Genomic DNA, 21,072 nt, shown 5'->3' with positions numbered 1-21,072 from the left:
GACTCAGTTAACTGTTTGATAAATTAAATTTTCTCAATCTTTCTTTCAGTTGGTTGGCTACATCGGCTAGACCTTGAGATTTTTCGGAATATCCCATCATTCCCGAGGATAGTTCGGTTGCAGAACTCGCAACTTGCTCTGTTCCGGCCGCTGTTTCTTCAGCAATTACTACTACATTTTCTGTAATAGCAACCACTTCATTGATGTCTTTCACTTGCAATTTGGTGGCTTGAAGAATTTCTTGCGAATGGCTAAAAGTCTTATCCGAAGTTTCCGATATTTCTTTGAACACTTCTGAGGCTTCCTTCGAAGCCTGTTCACCATTCTTCACGCTGCTCCCCATGATTTCAATGACTTTGGCTGCTTCTGTCGTATCAGCTTGTACATCTTTGACTAGTTTCTCAATTTCTTTTGCTGAGTTTCGAGAGTCTTCTGCCAATTTTCTGATTTCCTCAGCCACTACAGCAAATCCTCGACCGGCATCCCCAGCCTGGGCTGCTTCTATAGCCGCATTCAAAGCCAAAAGATTTGTCTGTGAGGCAATTTCAGTGATCACCCCGAGCACCCTAGTGATTTCGGCAGACCTTTCTGTAAGTATTTGTATAGACTCTTGAGTCTTATTAGAGTATTCAGAAATGTCAGTCATGTTAAACACCACTTTATTGACCATTTCCAGTCCTTTTTCACTACTACTTACTCCTTTTTTCGCAGCTTCATTTATCGTTTCAGCACGATCTCCCATTTCTGAAGACGACCTCAAAATACCTTCAACCAAATTGGAAGATTCATCCACTTTGCTTACTTGAGTTTGGGCGCCATTGCTCATTTCTGATATGGCAGACGCAATTTCTCGAGTATTGGTATTCATTTCTTCAGTCACTACTCGCATTTCTGCTGAAGATTCATCTATTAGTTCGGCGTTGCCAGCAATATTTTCCAGCAATTCATTTAAGCTTTCAAGTGCTTTGTTTAGGTTATTAGAAAGTCGTTCCATGTCTCCATGAGCTTCTCCAGAAAATCTTTGAGAAAGATCACCATCAGCCATGGCATTTACAATTTTGTTCACTTCCATAACCGGAGTCGAAACAGAACTTAAAAGGTTATTAATAGATTCTGTCAAATCTTTCCATCCGCCCTGTTTTCCTTCTGCACTAATTCTGGCACTCAAGTCGCCATCAGTCCCTGCTCTACCTACAACAGCATTCGTTTCATCCAATACATTTTTTAGATTATCACGCATTTTCAATAGAGACAGGCCAAGGCTATCCTGATCACTTGCTACCTTAAAGTTGGTATCCAAATTTCCTTTCCCTACTTCTATAGAGAATACTGCCTTTTTATTTAATTCATCGACCAACACATTGACAGAGTTTGCCATTTGGCCCAACTCATCTCTCGAATTCACAACAAGTTTCTTGTTTTGATCAAGGTTACCCAAGGCCAGGTTTTTCAATAAGCTATTTGAACTTTCAATAGAGTTGGTGATTCCATTAGAAATTCTCAAAATCATTAGAGAAAGCAAGACCAATCCAATGACACCTACAACAATAGTAATCTGGAATGTAGTATTGAATGGAGCCGTTATTTCTGACACAGGCACTATGGTGGCTGCAGACCATGGAAAGCCGGTTTGACCGATTGCTATGGGTGCAAAAGACACATAGACATCTTCGCCAAATGAATCATCATAGACTGTGAAAGACTTAGGTTCACCTGCTTTAATAAGTGATTTGATTTCGTCAAGATCTATTCCTTTGGTGAAACTCAAAGTATCAATAGGAAGTGAAAAATTATCAGCATTTTGATGAGCAATAATGACACCTTCATGTGAAAGAAGAAATGCATAGCCCTCATCAAAGAAATCAATTTTCGACATAGACTGAAAAGCCTCCAGCGTCATGTCCGTACCAATAACTCCAGAGAATTGACCATCTACCATAATGGCACAACTTGGGGATACACCGAGTAATGAATCCGCTTGCGTATCTGTGTAATTATAATCTTGATACCAATAAGGCTCGGAAAGCGTTTCTATGATATCATCGTTGTATTTGATTTTATGATATAGACCTCCCTCTGGGTCTGCATCTAAATTTGCCAATTCTTGAGACGAAAATATCTGATTGTTTCTTTGATAGAAATTAACACGTTCTCTACCATGTGATTTAGTCCAAGTCGGATCAATGGCCGACAGCTCCCAGCTCATCCATGTGGCTGCATATTTAGGATACCTCTTTAAGATTTCCGTCATCATTATGCTTCTCAAACTGTCTCGAAGCGGGTTTTGCAATTTGGTATACCCCTGAACTATGACGGCCATGTCCCTAGACACAGCCATGTCTTCATTAAGGATGGCCTTGATTTCATTGGCCTTCTGAGTAGCAAATGTATCAGCGAGTCTTTTCGCTTCTACAATAGCTTTTTCTCTCAGCTTAAACCCAATATATCCCAAAGTAATTACATAGATCACCACCGTCATCCCAAGGATAAACCCTAACATCTTTTTCCTAACAGTAATGTTCTTCATCATAATACTCCTTTCGCTGCTTTACTTACCATAATTATATTTCCAGGGCTATTCCTGGAAATTTGTCCTTAAGCTCAGTGATATAATTTTTCTCTTTTATTTTATGTTCTTCCACTTCATTTTGAATCACTAATAATCCCCAATCTTCAAATTCCGGAATTAATATCGGTACTTTCCTAATGAACCAGTATTTCACTTCATTTTGAAGTTTTACTTTCTCCAGACTAATCACCGGTTCACGCGTGGCAACAAGTTCTTTTTCTTTTTGCTTTATTTTTTCTGCAAAATCTTTATCATAGAAATCAAAATCGCTTTTTCCTATAATTTCTGAAGGAGGGCTATTAAAGTCTTTTGCCACAGCATCATTGACCAGATAAATCACTCCGTTCGGGTCTTTAAGTGCAATTTTATAATCAACTAAGTTTAATATGTCGCCAAACAGTTCATTCTGCTTTTTGATCATCGTTAAATGCCGTTGCATTTGCTGCTGCCTGTTCTCAGCTTCTCTATTAGCCGATAGCTTGATCTCCGTGATATCTCTAGTGATTCCATAAGTTCCTATGGTGTTACCATCTTTATCTTTGAGTGGAAGTTTGGTAGTAGAAACATAATATTTCTCGCCATTTTTGGTATCCACTTCTTCTTCCATATTTAATATGGGTTCTCCGGTTTTGATTATTTTTTGTTCATCATCAAATGCTCTTTGGGCATGATCCCCAAAGAAATCAAAATCACTTTTGCCTTTTAATTCAATTGGATCATCTAATCCCATTTGTTTGGCATGAGACATGCTATTTCTTAAGAATTTGCATTCCAAGTCCTTAAAGTAAATGGTATCGGGCATGTAGTCGAGTAGCGCATCTAATAGCATTTTTTCATGCTCAAAGGCTTCCCTCATTTCGAAAATGGCCGTGTTATCGCTGGCTGTGCCTGAAAGTTTAACCATGCTTACTCCATCTTTCAGTGTTTCAGCTACAGTAGCTAAACTTAAGGTTTTGTCATTAAATGACTCCATACCTGATGAGAGTTCAGTCGCGGAACTTGCGACTTGTTCCGTACCTGCCGCTGTTTCTTCGGCAATGACCACAATAGATTCAGTCAGTGAAACAACCTCATTAATATCACCAATTTGCAATTTGGTGTCATTCAGAATCTCTTCTGAATAGTTGAGATTCGCGGTAGCTGATTCTAATATCTGTTTAAATACGTCTGACGCCTCTGCAGAAGCCTCACTGCCATTTTTTACACTGGCATTCATAATTTCAATTACATCAGCCGCTTCCTTTGTGTCTTTCTGTACTCCACTGACTAATAATTCGATCTCTTTTGCAGAGGCCCTCGAATCTTCCGCCAATTTTCTAATTTCTTCCGCTACCACAGCAAACCCTCTCCCTGCGTCACCGGCTTGAGCTGCTTCAATGGCAGCATTCAGTGCGAGCAGGTTGGTTTGAGAAGCAATTTCGGTTATTACCCCAAGTACCCTGGTGATTTCCTTTGATCTTTCAGTCAGTACTTGAATCGAATCCTGAGTTTTGGTAGAATAAGCTGTAATATCGTCCATATTGAACACCACCTTATTCATCATTTCCAATCCTTTGCCACTTCGTTCTGCGACATTTTTCGCTGAATTATTAATCGTCTCAGCCTTACTTGCCATTTCATTAGAAGAGCTCAATATTCCTTCTATCAATGTAGACGACTCATCCACTTTAGAAACCTGATTTTGAGCGCCATTACTCATTTGTGCAATAGCAGAAGCAATTTCAGATGTGTTTGTCCGCATTTCCTCAGTAGTCACTTTCATTTCAGCAGAGGCATCATCTACGACTCCTGAACTTTTGGAAATCTGATGTAAAAGACCGTCAATATTGCCTAAGGCAAGATTGAAATTATCAGCCATTTCTTTAATTTCCCCTTGAACGTCATCATCATATCTCTTGGTCAAGTCTCCATCAGCCATCGCCTTGATGATTTTATTGAGTGTAATCAATGGCGCCACAAATGATCCGAGTAGATTATTGATAGACGCACTAAGCTCAAACCAGGCGCCATGTTTTCCTTCTTCTTGCACTCTTGTACTGAAGTTGCCATCCTCTGCTGCATCTCTTATCACACCATTGGTTTCATTGATTACAGTTTGAAGATTATCTCTCATCTTCATCAGTGAAACGCCGAGTACATCCCGAGCGCTTGCTACTTCAAATGGAGCATCTAAATTACCCTCTCCTATTTCTCGTGAAAATTCAGCCTTTTTACTCAATTGAGCGATCAAGTCATTTAGAGATCCTTGCATTTCACCAATCTCGTCACCGGTCTCAATTTGAATATTGAGAGCGTGGTCAAGATTCCCAAACGACAATTCCTTCATGGCATTATTAGTCGCCTTAATTCGATTCGTAAATCGACCTGCAATATTCCATATGATGAATCCCAGCAGAACAAAGCCCACAATTCCTGCACTTACCAAAAAGTTTAGTGCTGTCAGGTAAGTATTTCCTATATCATCCAATGGAATAACAGTTCCTACGGACCATGGGGTTGAAGAGCCATTCAACTCTATTGGTGCAAAAGAAACATACACGTCTTCGCCAGTCGCTACATTACGGGTTGTATAAGATACGAATTGGCCTTTTTTTATGCTTTCGATAACACCATAGTCTTCTTGGTGATAGGGCAGCTCCGTAATCGACTTAGTGATCATTAGATCACTTCCATTCGACGCTATCATGCCACTATTGGCAATCAGATAAGATTTCCCTTGTTCATGCTTCGAGTCGGTTATTGCGTCAGCGTAAATTGACACATTGTAATCAGTCCCGACCATTCCAATAAACTGATTATTTTTCATGATTGGAATACATGGAGAGGTGATCAATTTTTCATTGGACACCCCATTTTCATAATCCTCACTAATGTAAGGCTCGGACATTTCTTCAATCAAATCTGATTTCAGCCTATAATAATCCCCAACCAGATTGGTCCCATCTGTATCGAGTATTTCCAGTGACTCTTTGATTTGCCCATCTTTTCTATAATAAGTTACTCTCTGTCTACCTGACGGAAGGGACCATTCCGGGTCAATAGCGCTCAATTCCCAATTCAACCATATGGCGTCATAAGCTGGATACTGCTCGAGAAAACTAGTCATCAATGATTCCTGCATAGCCTGACGAGTGTCGCTTGGCAAATCAGCATAATCACTTAATATGATGGCCATAGACCTGGCTACCGACATATCTTCTTGCATGCGTGCATTCACATTGTTTGCTTTCTGCAATGCATCCGAGTCAGCTAGTTTTAGCGCCTCTTTTTTTGATTCTTCTTTTAGCCTGGAACCTACATATGTAAATATTGCTACATACAATAGCGCTGCCGCGCCCATTATATAAAGCAACATTTTCTGTCTAATTTTTAATTTTTTTAATGTCTCCATGCCACTTAGACTTCGATTTACTCCTGGTCTCCATCGACCATTTCTAAAACGTCGATGAGTACAATCATTCTGTTGTCCTTTTTAACTACTCCATTAATAAAATTTTGCTCTGTGTTGGTTTTTCTCATCACATCTGCTGTACTATCTATTTGACTCTCAGCAATCATAAGAGTCTCTGGTACTTGACTAGAAGCCACTGCTACCTTAATTTCTTCACTCTTGATTACAATTACATAATTGATGTAATCCTCTTGTTCCCCTTTCTTCCTTCCAAATTTTTTGGCCAAATCAATAACTGCCAGCACGTTTCCTCGCACGTTGGCTACACCAAGAATATATGGTCTAGTCTGAGGTACCGGAGAAATAGGTGGCACTGGAACCACTTCTTTTATTTGTCCAATTTCAAAAGCATACTCTTCTTGGCCTACAGGAAAAACCACTAACATTCTGCTATTTTCTTCCACCTGCTGAACCGCCTCTAAATCATGATTAAGTTGATTGAGAGATTGCGCTTGATTCTCTTGTTTGGCTTTTGCTTCTGATTTCGCCTTTACTGATTCTTTTTCTACCACTGCTTTCTCCGGTGATTCTGCCTTGATTTCTTTCTCTGCAGAAGTCTCTTTTTTGTTTCCCTTTTTAAGATTTTTACCTATTGCCATTTTTCTATATGCTCAAATTTTGATCGATCAGGTTTGTTCCTAAAAGCGAACGCCAACTAAACTTTTGTACTTATACTCAAGTAGCAGTTTTGATTGCATGATCATTGGAAATTTATGCAGTTCTTCAAGTAACAATTGTGTGCTTAATAGTGCAGAGTTACTTTCAGATTTTTTTGTACTATCGTCTATAACATTGTTAGAAATGAAATACAATTCGCTCACCTCAAAGGTGTCGAACTGCAGCACATTTACATCAGGTTCCACACCAGGAATTAATGGTGCTATGTTTCCAGAAAGTGTTTTAAATTCACCGCCTTTGTTGAATGAATATAAATTATGGTTGGCACCTCCAAACAGTAAAGATTCATCTTGCTTGTCATAGACAAGCAGAGCTATATCGATGGAGCAGATGTTCTCATCATATTTCTTACCAAAAAATCGATTTTGGATTCTAGTGGATAAACTGGAAAGTATTTCTTTTGGATCAAAAACTCTATCCTTGTACATCAGCTCCATCAGTGTAGCACAAATGAAAGTATTCAAAGTCAAGGCATGAATAACTCCGGAGTTCGTGTTGAATGATGTGATTAGCACTTTATCGTCTACTTCACCAAACCAATATCCATTATGATTCACTCGATTGTGTTCGTACAACACAAATGCATCATCTAAATACAGCTTTAGTTCTTCTTGCCTTGGTAAAAGTGATTCTCGCAACGAAACATTAAACTCGATGACCTGATCCATATTGACCGTGGACATCATGTTTTTTCGAGCTTCCACAGATTTGATGATCTCCTTTTTCAACTCTTGTTTGCTCGGGTTGGCTGGAGTGGTCGCCTTAGGTTTTTCTTCTGCTGGAGCAGCGACCGGAGGTGGTTCGACTACGTCCTCGGTTGGGTTTCTTAGTTCAAGTGCCTTGTCAAATTCTTCTTTTAGGTCTTCTTGATTCCAGGGCTTTACTAAAAACCTATCGAGTCCTACTTCTTTATCTACGCGAATGATCTCGTCCTCATCACTAAAACCGGTCATGATCATTCTCACTATGTTTGGATACATAGGAACTATCTTGATGAGCAATTCAACACCTGTCATTCCAGGCATTCGCTGATCAGACATGATTAGGTCGATCTGATTATCTTCTAAAATCTTGATGGCATCTTTACCGGATTCTGCTGTAAATACATTGTAGTGCCTTTTGAAAGCACGTTGAAAAATACGCAGATTGACCTCTTCATCATCGACATATAGAATGTTGAATCGCTTTACTTCTTCGTCTTTATAAGTTCTATTTAGTACTCCTTCCACAATTAAATTATGCTAAAGCTGAATCCATTGATTTATTTACTTTTCGTAGCTTCTTTGGTATAGTGATCACAAATTCAGTTCCCTTTCCTTCTTCACTTTCTACAGTGATTGAACCATTGTGCTTTTCAATTATGCCATAAGTAATAGCTAGTCCTAATCCGGTACCCTTCCCCACTTCTTTGGTGGTGAAAAATGGATCAAAAATTTTCTTTACAGTATCTTCAGACATCCCTTTGCCATTATCCCTAATGGAGATCTCTACATTGTTATCATCGACCTCCTTGGTCTTTACATTGATGGTACCTTTAAAATCAATGGCATCGCAGGCATTGCCAATCAGATTGACCAATGCTTGATTTAACTGCCCTGGCAGGCATTTTATCGGAGCAATATTGGAGTCAAAATCTTTAAGCACTTTGGCCTTTTTCTTGTACTTAGGTTTGAGGATTACAATAGCATTTTCAACAACTTGATTGAGATCGGCTTCTTTTATTTCTACTTCATCATGGCGAGCAAAAACTCTCAATCCATTTACAATCTCTGTAATTCTGGTAGTGCCATATTCTACATCATCTAAAGACTCTTCGGTGGAAGTCTGAAGGTCATTGAAATGGTGATCGTCTTCTCTTTGAATTTTATAATACTTCTTTATCTCGTCCAGACTTTCCAGCTCACATATTCGCTTATAATTTTCAATGAAAACATTCAACTGCTTGAAGTTGTCTTTCAGGGTATTTACTCCATTGGCTACGAAGTTGACCGGGTTATTAATTTCGTGGGCGATGCCGGCAGTAAGCTGACCCAGTGAGGACATTTTTTCAGACTGCAGCAATAATGCTTGTGTTTTTTCCAGTGTCTTGCTAGTCTCTTCCAACTCCTCTCGTGCGGCCTGCTGCTCGGACAGTTTTTCTTTTATTTTAGATAACTCTTTATACTTGACTACCAGCTTATCATATTCTTTGGCAAAGACCTGTTTCATCTCTTTCTTCTGACTTACAGTCTTTTGATAGGCTTGTTGTAATTTGCCTACGTGAGCCTCCTTCGTTTTTAGTTGACGATGGAAGTCATTGAGCTGAATATCTTTTGAAAAGACGTCTTTTTTTAATTTAGAAACATAGTAATACGCTCCTCCTGATACTCCTAATAACAGAACACCTAGAAATACCATTATGACAGTAGCGCTTTTTGAGTTGGGTTGATCTACATTTTCCTGAGGAATCACCAAGGTGGTTACATGGGAAGTAAGACCAAACATTTCAATATTAGCCTTCACTTGAAAGCTATTCAAACCGAAGAGTAGGGCAATCGCAACAACAAATAAAACAAACTTTCTTTTCATACTCTGTTTCACACCGACACTACACATCGGTTCTATTGATTGTAGTTAAAAATTCAGGTCTAATTGGTTTTTTCTAATATACATGATTCTTCAATTAAATGATAACTTTCAAATCATTTAGAGGGGTATAAATTGTCACAATCGACCTCCTCCATTTTTTAAACAGAAAACCTTCTTACAAACCAATAATGTGAATAGAATATTAAGAATCTTGATTTAAGATGCTTGACGCAACTGATCCTTAATCTTGAATACCTCTACAAACTTAAAAGGATGACTATAGTGTTCACTAATTTCACGTCCGATTTCTAGGATGTTCGTCCGATTTTTCTCATAATACCAAGTGATATTAAGTGGCCTTTTTTTCGAAGAAAGTGAGATTAACTTTTTTACAAGAATGTGGAGATATGTACTAGAGTCTTCAATGTTCTTAAGGGCAAAATTGACGTTAATAGCTTCCAGCTGCTCATTGTCTAAGGCCGGTAAATGGCTAAAAACATGGCCATAGAAACTTAACGGATCATCCGGCATAGAATTTCCCCGGAGTTCTAGCTCTCCATTTCCAGGTCGGAAATTTACCGATGGGGTTGATCCAGTAGGTCTTATAAAATATCCATCCATTGCCGTAATCGAACTATTCTAAATTCCTATTTTATTAAAATGGTCTATAATTATTCTAAGATTCAATATTAGAGATTATTATATCCCATTTCAATCCGTTTTTGTACCTAAATTTTATATTAGGTAAAACCACTTACCTAATTAGAGCTCATAAATCGCTCAATACGGCATGGTTCACTATATTAAATTAATGAATTTTTTATTGAAAAGAAAGCAGGTTTTCCAGGCCTTGACTGAATAGACACCAAACTACCAAATTGCACTAAAGCTCTAAGCGTCCTCTTTCCTAATCCGAATAGTAAGAATAAAGAAACAATGTTCTGCGTCTAATGGCTCAAAATAATACTCGTACTCTGTACCCGTACGTTTTTTGATATCTATAAACCCTAGTCCAGCTCCTCCTTTTTCCGATATGGTCGTATTTTCCATGGTAGTTTTATGCAGCGATCTCAGCTCCTCTTTGTCCAAAGAGTTTACACGGTCAAGTATATCTCTCAGTCTAACTGCATTGTCAAGCGAAATCTGATTGCCTGTGGTCACATAATACTCATAATCATTATCTCCAATAAGGAAAATACCATCTTTCGCTAAACCATCTTCCAGGCTATCAGAGGCATATTCTGCTGTGCTGTCTGCATGCTTACATATATTCTGCAGCGCTTCAATCATCACATGATAAACCCGACGAGATACTTTTTTATCCTCTTTTTTATCAGTCATGTCTTCCTCAGTCATGGCAGTGATACCATTGATCGTGTTTTGGGTGATTTTTCCGAGATAGACAATATTTACATCAGAGCCCTCCATCAAATCTCTGAAGGCCACTATATTTTTAAGATGGTTCAGTTGGTTGGTCTGCTTTTTTCTAAGATTATTCATGCGCTGTTTGATTCAATTGAGAAAGGCAATATGCCCAAAACGCTGCCTAACAATAAATATAGAAATATTTTAGCAAGCAGGGTTGTAAAGGATTCTGAAAATATCAGGAAATATTGGTGCTCAATTTGCCTTCGCCTGAATTTCCAGCATTTTTTTGTAGATATCGAGACATATCCAGGCATCCGTAGCTGCGTAACTAATTTGAGAATCTGTCAATACTTCGTTTTCCCAGTTAGAGACTTGTTGACTTTTGGATATTCGGTGATTCATGAACATGCCAGCATAATTTCTTGCTCCGATGCTCTCAAACCCAAGTTCACCACCTAGTTCATTAAGGTCTACAAATCCATGCGGTTTGAATTTTCTGAGTTTCTGTAAATCCTTGATATCATCCCGAATACCTATGCCTACAATCTTGATATTTGGATCTTCGAAGAGGCTCACTATGTCTTCTGAAAGGTCAATTTTGTTGAGTCTAAAAAGAAACGCCATATCTGGCAATGACAACTGCAATAAGGCTACAGGATAGGATTCACCTTTTCTGAAAGCTGGTTTAGTTTCTGTATCAAAGCCTATGATTTCGGCATTTTTGAGTGCCTCAACTGCTTTTTTTACTTGACTTTCCTTGTCGATTATTTGATACTCCCCCTCATATTTCATCAATGGAAGTTCGTTCACTTCCTGCTTCGTAATCTTCCTAATCTTCATTCAAGTTCTATTTTTTGTCACTCAGTTTCCGAATCTTAATTTTTAAATATCCGAATAATATAGTCATAAATGGGCTAATGATATTGAAAAAACAATACGGAGCAAAAGCCAATACGCCTACGCCTAAAACGCTGGAATGATACGCCCCACAGGTATTCCAAGGCACAAGTACTGAAGTTACCGTACCAGAATCTTCCAATGTTCTACTCAAATTTTCGGGAGCCAGATCCTTTTCCTTATATAGATCAGCATACATTCTTCCAGGCACCACGATGGCCAAATATTGATCAGAGGCCGTAGCATTGAAAAACATACAAGTACCAGCTGTAGAAGCAATTAGAGCACCGCTCGACTCAATTTTTTTCATGATGGCCTGTGCAATAACTTTGAGCATTCCTGCGCCTTCCATTACTCCACCAAACATCATTGCCGACATGATTAACCAAATCGTATTTAACATCTTATACATTCCGCCTGAACTTAAAAGCTCATTCACCATTTCGTTTGAAGTGGTAACTCCAACATGGCCGTAAAGTGCCTTCATTACTCCCACAAACATGGTTTTCCAATATGCCCCAGAATAGCCAGACACTTCGCTAATTACTTCTCTTTGAAAAATGAGCGCAAACAAAATCCCTAGTAAAGTTCCTACCATCAAAGCCGGAAATGCAGGCACTTTTTTAACTATTAGCACAATAACGACAACCGGTACGATAAACAACCAGCCGGATATATAAAATTTTGATGAGATAGCATCTAGCACATCTCCGGTATTTACGTTTCCTTCAACACTTGTATTGAAGAATCCCATGATGAGAAAAATAACCAGTGTAATTCCAATTGAAGGAAAGGTGGTATACACCATGTATCGTATATGGGTAAACAAGTCTGTACCTGCCATCGCTGGTGCCAGATTGGTAGTATCCGAAAGCGGAGACATTTTGTCCCCAAAATATGCGCCTGACAAAATAGCTCCTGCTACGATTCCTTCATGTATGCCCATGGCCTGACCTATGCCAATCAATGCAATACCAACTGTGGCTGCTGTAGTCCATGAACTGCCTGTAGCCATAGAGACGATCGCACAAACTATACATGCGGCAAAAAGAAATATTGTGGGATTTAGAATTTGAAGCCCATAATAAATCATGGCTGGCACCACCCCGCTTATCAACCAACTTCCAGCTAAAGAGCCAATCATCAATAAGATCAAAATAGAGCCCATGGCTGAAGTAATACTCTTAACCATAGACTTTTCAATGTTCTTCCATTTATACCCCAACCTTGCAGCCATAATTGCCGCCACCATAGCCGATAATATCAAAACGATTTGATTGGAACCGGAAAGGGCGTCATCTCCAAAGATGGAAACATTGACAGATAAAAAAACTATGAGGAATATGATAGGTATGAATGCCTCAAAAAGCGAAGGCTCTCTCTTCTCACTGCTTGTACTCATTCGCTAGCGCATTTTTGGTATTAAAAACTCGGAAGTTAATCATTTTTAATCAACCAAAAAGCTGTGATCTGATTTTCGAAGAGAAATATTTGATGAGGGGTAAAATTGTATTAGTCCGTATTTTACATCAAGATCAAGGCTTAAAGCTTAACCTTTGCATTAAAAGTATTATCAAGCTATTTTTCGTCTAGCCATCTCATTTTTCACCAAAGTAAACTCTCTGCTGCTTTGCCCTGCGATAGAGGTATTTTCTTCTGCACGCCTCATCAAATAAGGCAACACTTTCGCTACAGGACCGTATGGGACGTATTTTGCCACATTGTATCCTTCATTAGCCAATGTGTAGGAGAGATTGTCGCTCATACCATACAATTGGGCAAAATACACTTTGGTATCTGCTTTAGCAATGCCATGATGCTCCATAAGTTCAGCCGTTTTTCTACAGCTATTCTCATTGTGTGTACCAGCACACAGATAGACTTCATTGATATTCTCTATACAGAAAGTTACTGCTTCATCATAGTCTCTATCAGAAGCTTCTTTGTTGGGCTGAATAGGATCCTGATATCCTTTGTCATTTGCTCTTTCTCTCTCCTTCTCCATGTAAGCGCCTCTGACCAACTTAGCTCCAATTTTGAATCCCTTGTCTAATCCCAATTGATGTGCATCTTTCAAGTTTTGTAAAGAAGCTGTACGATACATTTGATAGGTATTAAATATGTATACCGTCTCCTTATTGTACTTCTCCATCATGGTATATACCACCTCATCGATCACATCCTGAATCCAGGTTTCTTCCGCATCTATAAATAGGTATTTTTTAACTTCTACTGCTTTGGCACAGATCTGATCTACTCTTTCGAGAAAAGCTACATATCTATCAGATTCGTCGTTTGTCAGCTCATCACCTTGCTGTTTTTTTTCTAATAAATCAAAAGCTGTAAACCCAGTGAGTTTCATCACTCCAGTAGGTATATGCTGACTGGTAGCTGCCATTTCCAACGAACGAATAATCTCGTCACGATTGTAGTCAAACACTTTTTCCGACTCCTCTCCTTCGACTGAATAGTCCAAAATGGTGTGGATATTTGAAGCGGCCAGTTTTTCTACTGTTCCTTTCGAATCACTAAGTGATTCCCCTCCACAAAACTGAGCAAATATAGTTTTCTTAATCATCCATTTAATTGGTAAATGAATTTTCAAAGCAAACACAGTCAACCAAATACCAATCTTAGCAATAACTGGATTGTTCATGGTAAAAAACAGAAAATACATCCTTTTCAAATCAAAATTCGACTTGTCAGCGAATGCTACTTTGGTATCATCGAAGTTTATCATTTTTAAATTATTGTTGCTCATTTTTTGGATGACAAATATATGCATGAATTCCATTTAAAAAGATACAAAAAAAGCGAGACCTTTTGCAAGACCTCGCTTCTATTACCTTTTACTTATAGGATATTAACTTATCCCCAATTTTCGATTCAGTTTCGCAAAGAACAAGTACATCACTGGTACAATGAACAAGGTCAGGAATGTGGCGAATGTTAAGCCGAATATGATCGTCCATGACATGGGTCCCCAAAAGGCTACATTGTCTCCACCCAGATAAAAATCTGCATTCAAGTTTGTGAAGAAATTGATAAAATCAATGTTGATCCCGACTGCCAATGGAATCAAACCAAGAATGGTTGTGATGGCTGTCAATAATACTGGTCTCAGACGAGTAGCTCCAGCCGTTGCGATCGCACTAATGATATCACTCATTTCGAGTTTATCGACTCCCTGATCAGCTCTCAATTGATTTCTACTCAATTCTATAAAGTCGATCAATACAATCGCATTGTTCACCACAATTCCGGCCAGCGAAATGATACCAATCATGGTCATAATGACCACGAAATTCATTTGGAATATCACCAGTCCAAGGAACACACCAATGGTACTTAGCACTACGGACATCATAATAATAAATGGTGTGGTGATTTTGTTGAATTGTGAAACGATGATCAAGAAAATCATGAATACAGCAATCAACAAGGCTTTACTCAAAAAGGCCATTTCTTCTGCCTGCTTCTCTTGCTCTCCACCAAATCTGAACTCATATCCTAAGGGCATTTTAAAATCAGCCAACAGGGCTTTCAATTGATCATTAATCAGGGTTGCATTGTATCCACTCACTACATTAGAAGTAAGCGTTGCCACCCTATTTAAATCTTTCCTTCTGATCGAGCCATAGGTAGAACTTAGATCTGCAGTGGCCACTGAAGAAATCGGCACGCTCACAATCTTTCCGTTCGACTGATTTCTATAAACAATGCTCTTGTTCATTAAAGCATCCATATCATACCGATACTTCTCTGCCAATCGCACTTGAATTTCATAGTCGTCCTCGCCTAGTTTGTATTTGGAAACCTCTTTCCCAAAAAGAGCCGTACGAATCTCCATAGCGATGCCCTGAGTGGAAAGCCCAAATCTTCTGGCTTTTTCACGATCAATGTCAACGACCAATTCTGGTTTTCCAGTTTCTAAATCTGACTTGAGTTTTTCGATTCCTTCTATACCAGATTTATTGATAAAACTTTTCATTTGATCAGATAGATCTATTAGAGTAGCAAAATCATCACCTATGATTTCGATACTGATTGGTTTACCTACTGGAGGCCCGTCATTGTTTTGATCCACTGTTACTGAGACTCCAGGATAGCCTGCCATAGAGGATCTGATTTTGTCCAGGATATCATTAGTAGAAACCCCATTTCGATCTCTGAACTCTACGAAGTTGGTAGTAATTCTGGCTTTATTAGGTGTATCACTTTGCCCAAAGGCGGATTGATCCATTGGATCAGCAGCTCCGGCCCCTACATTCACTGTAATGGATTCTATCACTTCTCCATATGGCTTGACCAAAGCGGCCACTTTCTTTTCGAGCTTAGAAGTGAATGCATTTGTTGTTTCCACATCTGTGCCTATTGGATACTCCACAAAAACATTGACATATTTCGGTGGTGTCTTAGGGAAGAATTCGAAATTCGGCTTCCTTGGAGACTCAAGTACTGCCCCGAAAATCCCCGCTGATATAACTAGTAAAACAACAGTTCCCCAGAAGAATACGTATGGCATCCACCCTGCCAATGCAAACTGCATGGATTTGGCATACAATCCTTCCAACCATGGCAGGAAGGATCTTTGAAATTTTCTAGAAATAGGGATTAGTACAAAGACATTCAATAGAATTACAAGCCCAAAGGCTATCGATAATCGGCCTAATGGTGCGATATCAGTAAATAACAGTATTAAACCTAATCCCAGGGCTATTCCGAAATAGATAAATATTCTCTTTTTATCGACTGGTTTTCCATCATCCAACTTCATGAATGCGGTAATTAACACAGGGTTGATTACTAAGGCTACAAAAAGAGAAGAACCCAAAGTCACCATCAGAGTAATGGGTAAAAACTTCATGAATTCGCCCATGATTCCAGGCCAGAAAGCCAACGGTAAAAAGGCAGCCAAAGTAGTCGCAGTGGAAGCAATAATTGGCCATGCCACTTCTCCAACCCCTCTTTTCGTAGCCTCATAAGCTGAAAGTCCTTGCTCTCTCAAACGATAAACATTCTCTACTACCACAATACCATTGTCCACCAACATTCCCAATGCCATGATCAATGAAAACAGCACCATCATATTAATGGTGATTCCGAACATGCCTAGAATCATAAATGCCATGAACATGGAAAGCGGTATCGCCACTCCTACAAATAGTGCATTTCTAGTTCCTAAGAAAAATAGCAGTACCAGCACCACAAGCAATACACCTGAAATGATGTTGTTTTCCAGGCTGCTTACCATATCTCTGGTTTGTTGAGATTGGTCATTGGTTTTGGTCACCTCCATACCCTCTGGAAACCTATTAGCCTTGAAATCTGCAATGATCTCATCAATTCTGTCGGTAGCAATCAATAAATTTTCTCCACTTCTTTTCACGATGTCAAGCATCACTACTGGCTTGCCATTGAGACGGGCATAATTCTGCTTTTCTTTATAATCAAATTCGACTTCAGCAATATCTCCCAGGTACACGATATTACCTTTTTCGCGTTTGACCACAACTTTGAGTAAATCTTTTGGATCTTTGAATTCACCTACTACTCGGATGGACCTTCTGATCTCTCCTTCTCTGAGATTTCCCCCTGAAAGTGTGATATTTTCTGAACGAATCGCATTTTCAATATCTCCGAAATTGACCAACCGAGCTTCCATTTGATAAGGATCGACATTTACTCTGACTTCTTTCTCATCAACTCCTCGGATATCAACTTTGGATATCTGACTCACTTTTTCAATTTCATCTTCCAAATCCTCAGCATAATCATTGAGTTCTTCAATGCTGAAATTTCCTGACAAATTGATATTAAGTACAGGAAACTCTGAGAGATTCATCTCAAAAATGTTTGGATCCTTTTCTAAGTCACTGGGCAATTCTGGTTTCGCCTTATCTACCGCATCTTTTACTTTGGTCAATGCATCTTCGATCAAAGTAGTTGAAGTGAATTCAACAATGATAGTAGAATAATCCTGAACAGAAGTAGATCTAATTTCCTCTACAGAAGAAATAGTATTCAGTTCTTTTTCTATCGGCCTGGTGATTAAATTTTCCATGTCTACAGGTGAATTACCTGGATGTGGCGTTCCTATATATACTTTGGGTTGCCTAACCTCTGGGAAGCTTTCCTTCGGCAGATTAATATAGGTTGAAATTCCCATCAGTACGATCAGGGCACTAAGTACAAGAACCGTAGTTCTGTTATTGATCGAGAGTGTGGTCAATCCAAACTCCTTCTCTATTTGCTTATTTTTTACATTGCTATCAGCCATGTCAATTTCTTTTGAGTTTAAGATTATTTGGCAGATTTAGACTCTTTAATATTGACTATCACTCCTTCTGATAGCTCGCGGAATCCCTTGTTTGCCAGACGTTGGTTTGCTTTCAACCCAGATTTAATTTCTGTCTCATTATTATAAGTCACTCCAGTTTCCACATATACTTTTTTAGCCACAAGATTATTTTCTTCTTTCACAATTTCGAAGACAAACGATCCTTTGTTATCCTTCTGGATAAGCTGAGTAGGTACCACAATAGCTTGCTCATTTTGATAATCACGTAGATTTAAAACTACCACCTGATTGGGTTTGACAGGAAAATCCAACCTCGGCAAGAATACTTCCATTTCAAAAGTTCTATTCTGGCTATTGATTACCTGACCTACAGATGAAACCTGGCTGATCATTTTCCTATCCTGAGAGGGGAAGTACACATCAACTTTATCAGCTTTTTTGAATTTGCCAATAAAACGTTCTGACACATCTGAACTAATATGTACATCATCTGGGTTGACGATTCTAACCAAAGGCATACCTGGCTGAGCCATCTCACCCACCTTAGCTTCCATGGCATCAACAGAACCTGAAAAAGGAGCAATTACACGAGTCTGATCCAATTGAGATTTTACAGTAGCCAGTTTCCGTTCCAAAGATTCTCGGTTGTTTTTGGCTTGTAAATATTGTATTTCTGTGCCTATATTCTTTTTCCAAAGATTTTCCTGCTTATTGGCCAATATTGTAGCCAGCTCCAAAGAAGTCTCTAGTTCAGCAATATTGTTTTCAATGATTTCACTATCCAGCGTAAACAATACTTGGCCTTTTTTCACATTTTGGCCAGCCTTTACATTTACTCTTTCAATCTTCCCAGGAATCTCAGGGCTCACAGTTACGTTCGTTCTTGATTCAACAGCTCCACGTACTTCAATTTTGTGTTCGAAATATCTAGGAGATATATCCAATGTCGTAATCAGTGTTTTATTCACAGCTACCTTGCCATAAGCAGGGTCTTCTTTTCTTATTTCTTCTTCGAGAGCTACCAATTCACTTTTTAGGTCTTGAATTTCAGTTTTGAGCTCTTCTGCTTCTTTTTTCTTAGTTTCCAAATCACTAGAACAGCTTACCGCCAAAGCAAAAACTAAAGGAATTATATATGTTGATTTTTTCATTTTTAGAATGATTATTAGCTTAGAGCAAAATGCCATAGGCTTTTTGCAGGTCAATTTTTGAGATCAGCGCGTCGTATAGCGCATTGTAATAGTTTATTTGTGCTTGTTTATAAGTGGCATCAGCGTCGATAACTTCAATATTCGAGCCTACTCCTTCATTGAATTTTAATTTGGCTACTTCATAGACTTCTTGAGACAATTCCATGTTTTCTTTTTGAGCTTCCATCATCTGAATCTGTCGATTGTAAGAAGTCAATGCTTGTTCAATTTCTATGTCTATGTTATTCTCAAGCAAATTCAAAGAATAGTCTATTTGCTTTTCCTGTAGTTGTCTTTGCTGTACTTGGCGACGCTTTCTTAAACCGTCGAATATAGGCATGGACGCTCTTAACCCAATGGCACCGGCTCCAAACCAATCATCAGAAAAAATCCCGCCCAACGAAGTATTACCAGTATTTCTACCATAATTGGCCACAAAGTCAATTTTTGGATAATATTTGGCTCTCACATTTTTAATGTCTAATTGCTTGAGTTCCTTCCTAATATTCATTTGAGAATATTCAATCCGCTTTTCATACGTAAAGTCTTTTGATTCCTCGAAATCAAAATATTCAATCGAATTAATTTCTGTAGTCAATTGCACCGCAGTATTGGGTTTCAACCCCATCTGAAACTTTAGAATCGATTCGGATAAATCAACGATTTGTTGATAGTTCTCCTTTTCCACCTTCACATTGTTAAACTGTACTCTGATTCTGCTTACATCAATTTTCTCTGCAAACCCATTCTCATACATTACTTCAGTTTCCTGAAGGAGTGAATCGAGACGAGAATAGTTACGTTCCACCAGGGCCAATCTTTCAACATTCACAAGAACACCAAAGTAAGCTTTAGATACAGCCTCAGCGATGTCTATTTTCGTTTTAATATGATCCTTTTTGGAAAGCTGGGTAAAAGTCTTCGCCGCTTCGAGTCCAATGAAAAACGATCCATCAAAAACCATCTGCGAAACGGACGCCCCCCATTGACTTGTATAATCCGCACCAAACGGTATGAACAAAGTTTCATCTAGCGGTTGACCCGTAGCAAAATCACTAGTTACCGGGGTCACTGGAATTTTATAGTTATGAGTCAATTCAGCATTCAAATTAACCTGGGGCAATCCATCAGCGAGAATTTCACCCACTTGTTTGTCTGCTATTTCCTCTTCTAATCTGGCATTTATTACCTGCTGATTATTCTCTAACGCAAAATTAATCGCCTCCTCGAGGGAAACGCTCATCAACTCGGAGTTTTGGCCCATGCTCACCTGGTGAACTGCCACAAAACCCATTGTAAGTAGTAGTAAAAGTATTGGTTGTTTAATTACTCTCATAAGATTTAGCATCTATCAAGCTATCATATAGTTCTTGACCTTTTACAGTCATTAATCCGTGTACGAAATGATCAAATAAGGCCATTTGCACATCAGTAAAATCAAATTTATCTCTTGGAAATATTCTTTCATCAAAACTCAACTCTATGGATTCAACACGGAACGTTGAGATTATTTCCGCATCTAATTCTTTTCTAAAGTACCCTTCGCTTTTACCTCTCGCAATCACATCCAGAATCGTGTTTTTAATAAAGACGCTTTTATATTCTAACCATAGTGCCCAGGCATTAGGATGATACTTCTGAATATCGAAAAGCATGGAAGGATTAATTTCCTTTACATGTTCTCTGATACAGTGAGAAAGTTTGAACAGTTCGTCAATGGCATTTTCTGCAGTTGATTTTACAGTGCTCATCTCAGCGCGTTCTCTGTCTATGTGTCCTTTTGTAATTAGTGTAACTAATTCGTCCTTGTCTTTAAAAAACTGATAAATCGTTTTTTTAGAGATCGAGAGTTCTCTAGCTATGTCATCCATAGACACACTGCGAACCCCATATTTATTAAAGAGGGCTTCGGTGTTTTCTAATATTTTCTCTTTTGTATTATTGATCATTGTAGCGCAAAGAAACCAAGGAAACTTTATGATTACTAAAAGTTTCCGAAGTTTCTACGAACGAAATCAATATTTGTTCGAATTTTTCTGGTATTTTTTTG

Annotated in this window: 14 protein-coding genes; all 14 read right to left on the bottom strand. The window is 38.7% G+C overall.

Features of this window, described 5'->3' with window-relative positions; all coding sequences use genetic code 11:
• Positions 1 to 7: 7 nt before the first annotated feature.
• Entirely contained in the window at positions 8 to 2,530 is a 2,523-nt protein-coding gene (locus ACOQO5_RS17660) for a methyl-accepting chemotaxis protein (protein ID WP_420583010.1), read from the bottom strand.
• Positions 2,531 to 2,561: 31 nt separating this feature from the next.
• On the bottom strand, positions 2,562 to 5,960 hold the full coding sequence (locus ACOQO5_RS17655; RefSeq protein WP_420583009.1) for a methyl-accepting chemotaxis protein: 3,399 nt from the start codon (positions 5,958 to 5,960) through the stop codon (positions 2,562 to 2,564).
• A 17-nt stretch (positions 5,961 to 5,977) separates the two neighbouring features.
• Positions 5,978 to 6,619: a chemotaxis protein CheW gene (locus tag ACOQO5_RS17650; protein ID WP_420583008.1), complete on the bottom strand. Its 642-nt coding sequence runs from the start codon at positions 6,617 to 6,619 to the stop codon at positions 5,978 to 5,980.
• Between the two features lie 39 nt (positions 6,620 to 6,658).
• Positions 6,659 to 7,927, bottom strand: a complete 1,269-nt coding sequence (locus ACOQO5_RS17645; RefSeq protein ID WP_420583007.1) for a response regulator — start codon at positions 7,925 to 7,927, stop codon at positions 6,659 to 6,661.
• Positions 7,928 to 7,934: 7 nt separating this feature from the next.
• Positions 7,935 to 9,266, bottom strand: coding sequence for an ATP-binding protein (locus ACOQO5_RS17640; protein ID WP_420583006.1), 1,332 nt, complete (start codon positions 9,264 to 9,266; stop codon positions 7,935 to 7,937).
• A 216-nt stretch (positions 9,267 to 9,482) separates the two neighbouring features.
• Positions 9,483 to 9,887, bottom strand: a complete 405-nt coding sequence (locus ACOQO5_RS17635) for a SiaC family regulatory phosphoprotein (protein ID WP_420583005.1) — start codon at positions 9,885 to 9,887, stop codon at positions 9,483 to 9,485.
• 270 nt (positions 9,888 to 10,157) lie between these two features.
• Positions 10,158 to 10,766 carry a SiaB family protein kinase gene (locus tag ACOQO5_RS17630; protein ID WP_420583004.1) on the bottom strand — a complete coding sequence of 203 codons (609 nt, stop codon included), beginning with the start codon at positions 10,764 to 10,766 and terminating at the stop codon, positions 10,158 to 10,160.
• Positions 10,767 to 10,886: 120 nt separating this feature from the next.
• Complete coding sequence (locus ACOQO5_RS17625; protein ID WP_420583003.1) at positions 10,887 to 11,474, bottom strand: 3'-5' exonuclease; 588 nt, start codon at positions 11,472 to 11,474, stop codon at positions 10,887 to 10,889.
• A 7-nt stretch (positions 11,475 to 11,481) separates the two neighbouring features.
• Positions 11,482 to 12,933 (bottom strand): Na+/H+ antiporter NhaC, encoded by a 1,452-nt coding sequence (gene nhaC, locus ACOQO5_RS17620; protein ID WP_420583002.1) that lies wholly within the window; start codon positions 12,931 to 12,933, stop codon positions 11,482 to 11,484.
• 171 nt (positions 12,934 to 13,104) lie between these two features.
• Entirely contained in the window at positions 13,105 to 14,292 is a 1,188-nt protein-coding gene (locus ACOQO5_RS17615; RefSeq protein ID WP_420583001.1) for a proline dehydrogenase family protein, read from the bottom strand.
• A 102-nt stretch (positions 14,293 to 14,394) separates the two neighbouring features.
• Positions 14,395 to 17,811 carry an efflux RND transporter permease subunit gene (locus ACOQO5_RS17610; RefSeq protein ID WP_420583000.1) on the bottom strand — a complete coding sequence of 1,139 codons (3,417 nt, stop codon included), beginning with the start codon at positions 17,809 to 17,811 and terminating at the stop codon, positions 14,395 to 14,397.
• Between the two features lie 23 nt (positions 17,812 to 17,834).
• A complete protein-coding gene (locus tag ACOQO5_RS17605) occupies positions 17,835 to 18,983 on the bottom strand; it encodes an efflux RND transporter periplasmic adaptor subunit (protein ID WP_420582999.1) in 1,149 nt (382 codons plus the stop codon).
• A 19-nt stretch (positions 18,984 to 19,002) separates the two neighbouring features.
• Complete coding sequence (locus ACOQO5_RS17600; RefSeq protein WP_420582998.1) at positions 19,003 to 20,265, bottom strand: TolC family protein; 1,263 nt, start codon at positions 20,263 to 20,265, stop codon at positions 19,003 to 19,005.
• Positions 20,266 to 20,344: 79 nt separating this feature from the next.
• Positions 20,345 to 20,971: a TetR/AcrR family transcriptional regulator gene (locus ACOQO5_RS17595; protein ID WP_420582997.1), complete on the bottom strand. Its 627-nt coding sequence runs from the start codon at positions 20,969 to 20,971 to the stop codon at positions 20,345 to 20,347.
• Between the last annotated feature and the right edge of the window lie 101 nt (positions 20,972 to 21,072).

This window comes from Reichenbachiella sp. (genome assembly GCF_965223055.1).
Classification (GTDB): domain Bacteria; phylum Bacteroidota; class Bacteroidia; order Cytophagales; family Cyclobacteriaceae; genus Reichenbachiella.
This window is presented reverse-complemented; position numbering and strand designations above follow the sequence as displayed.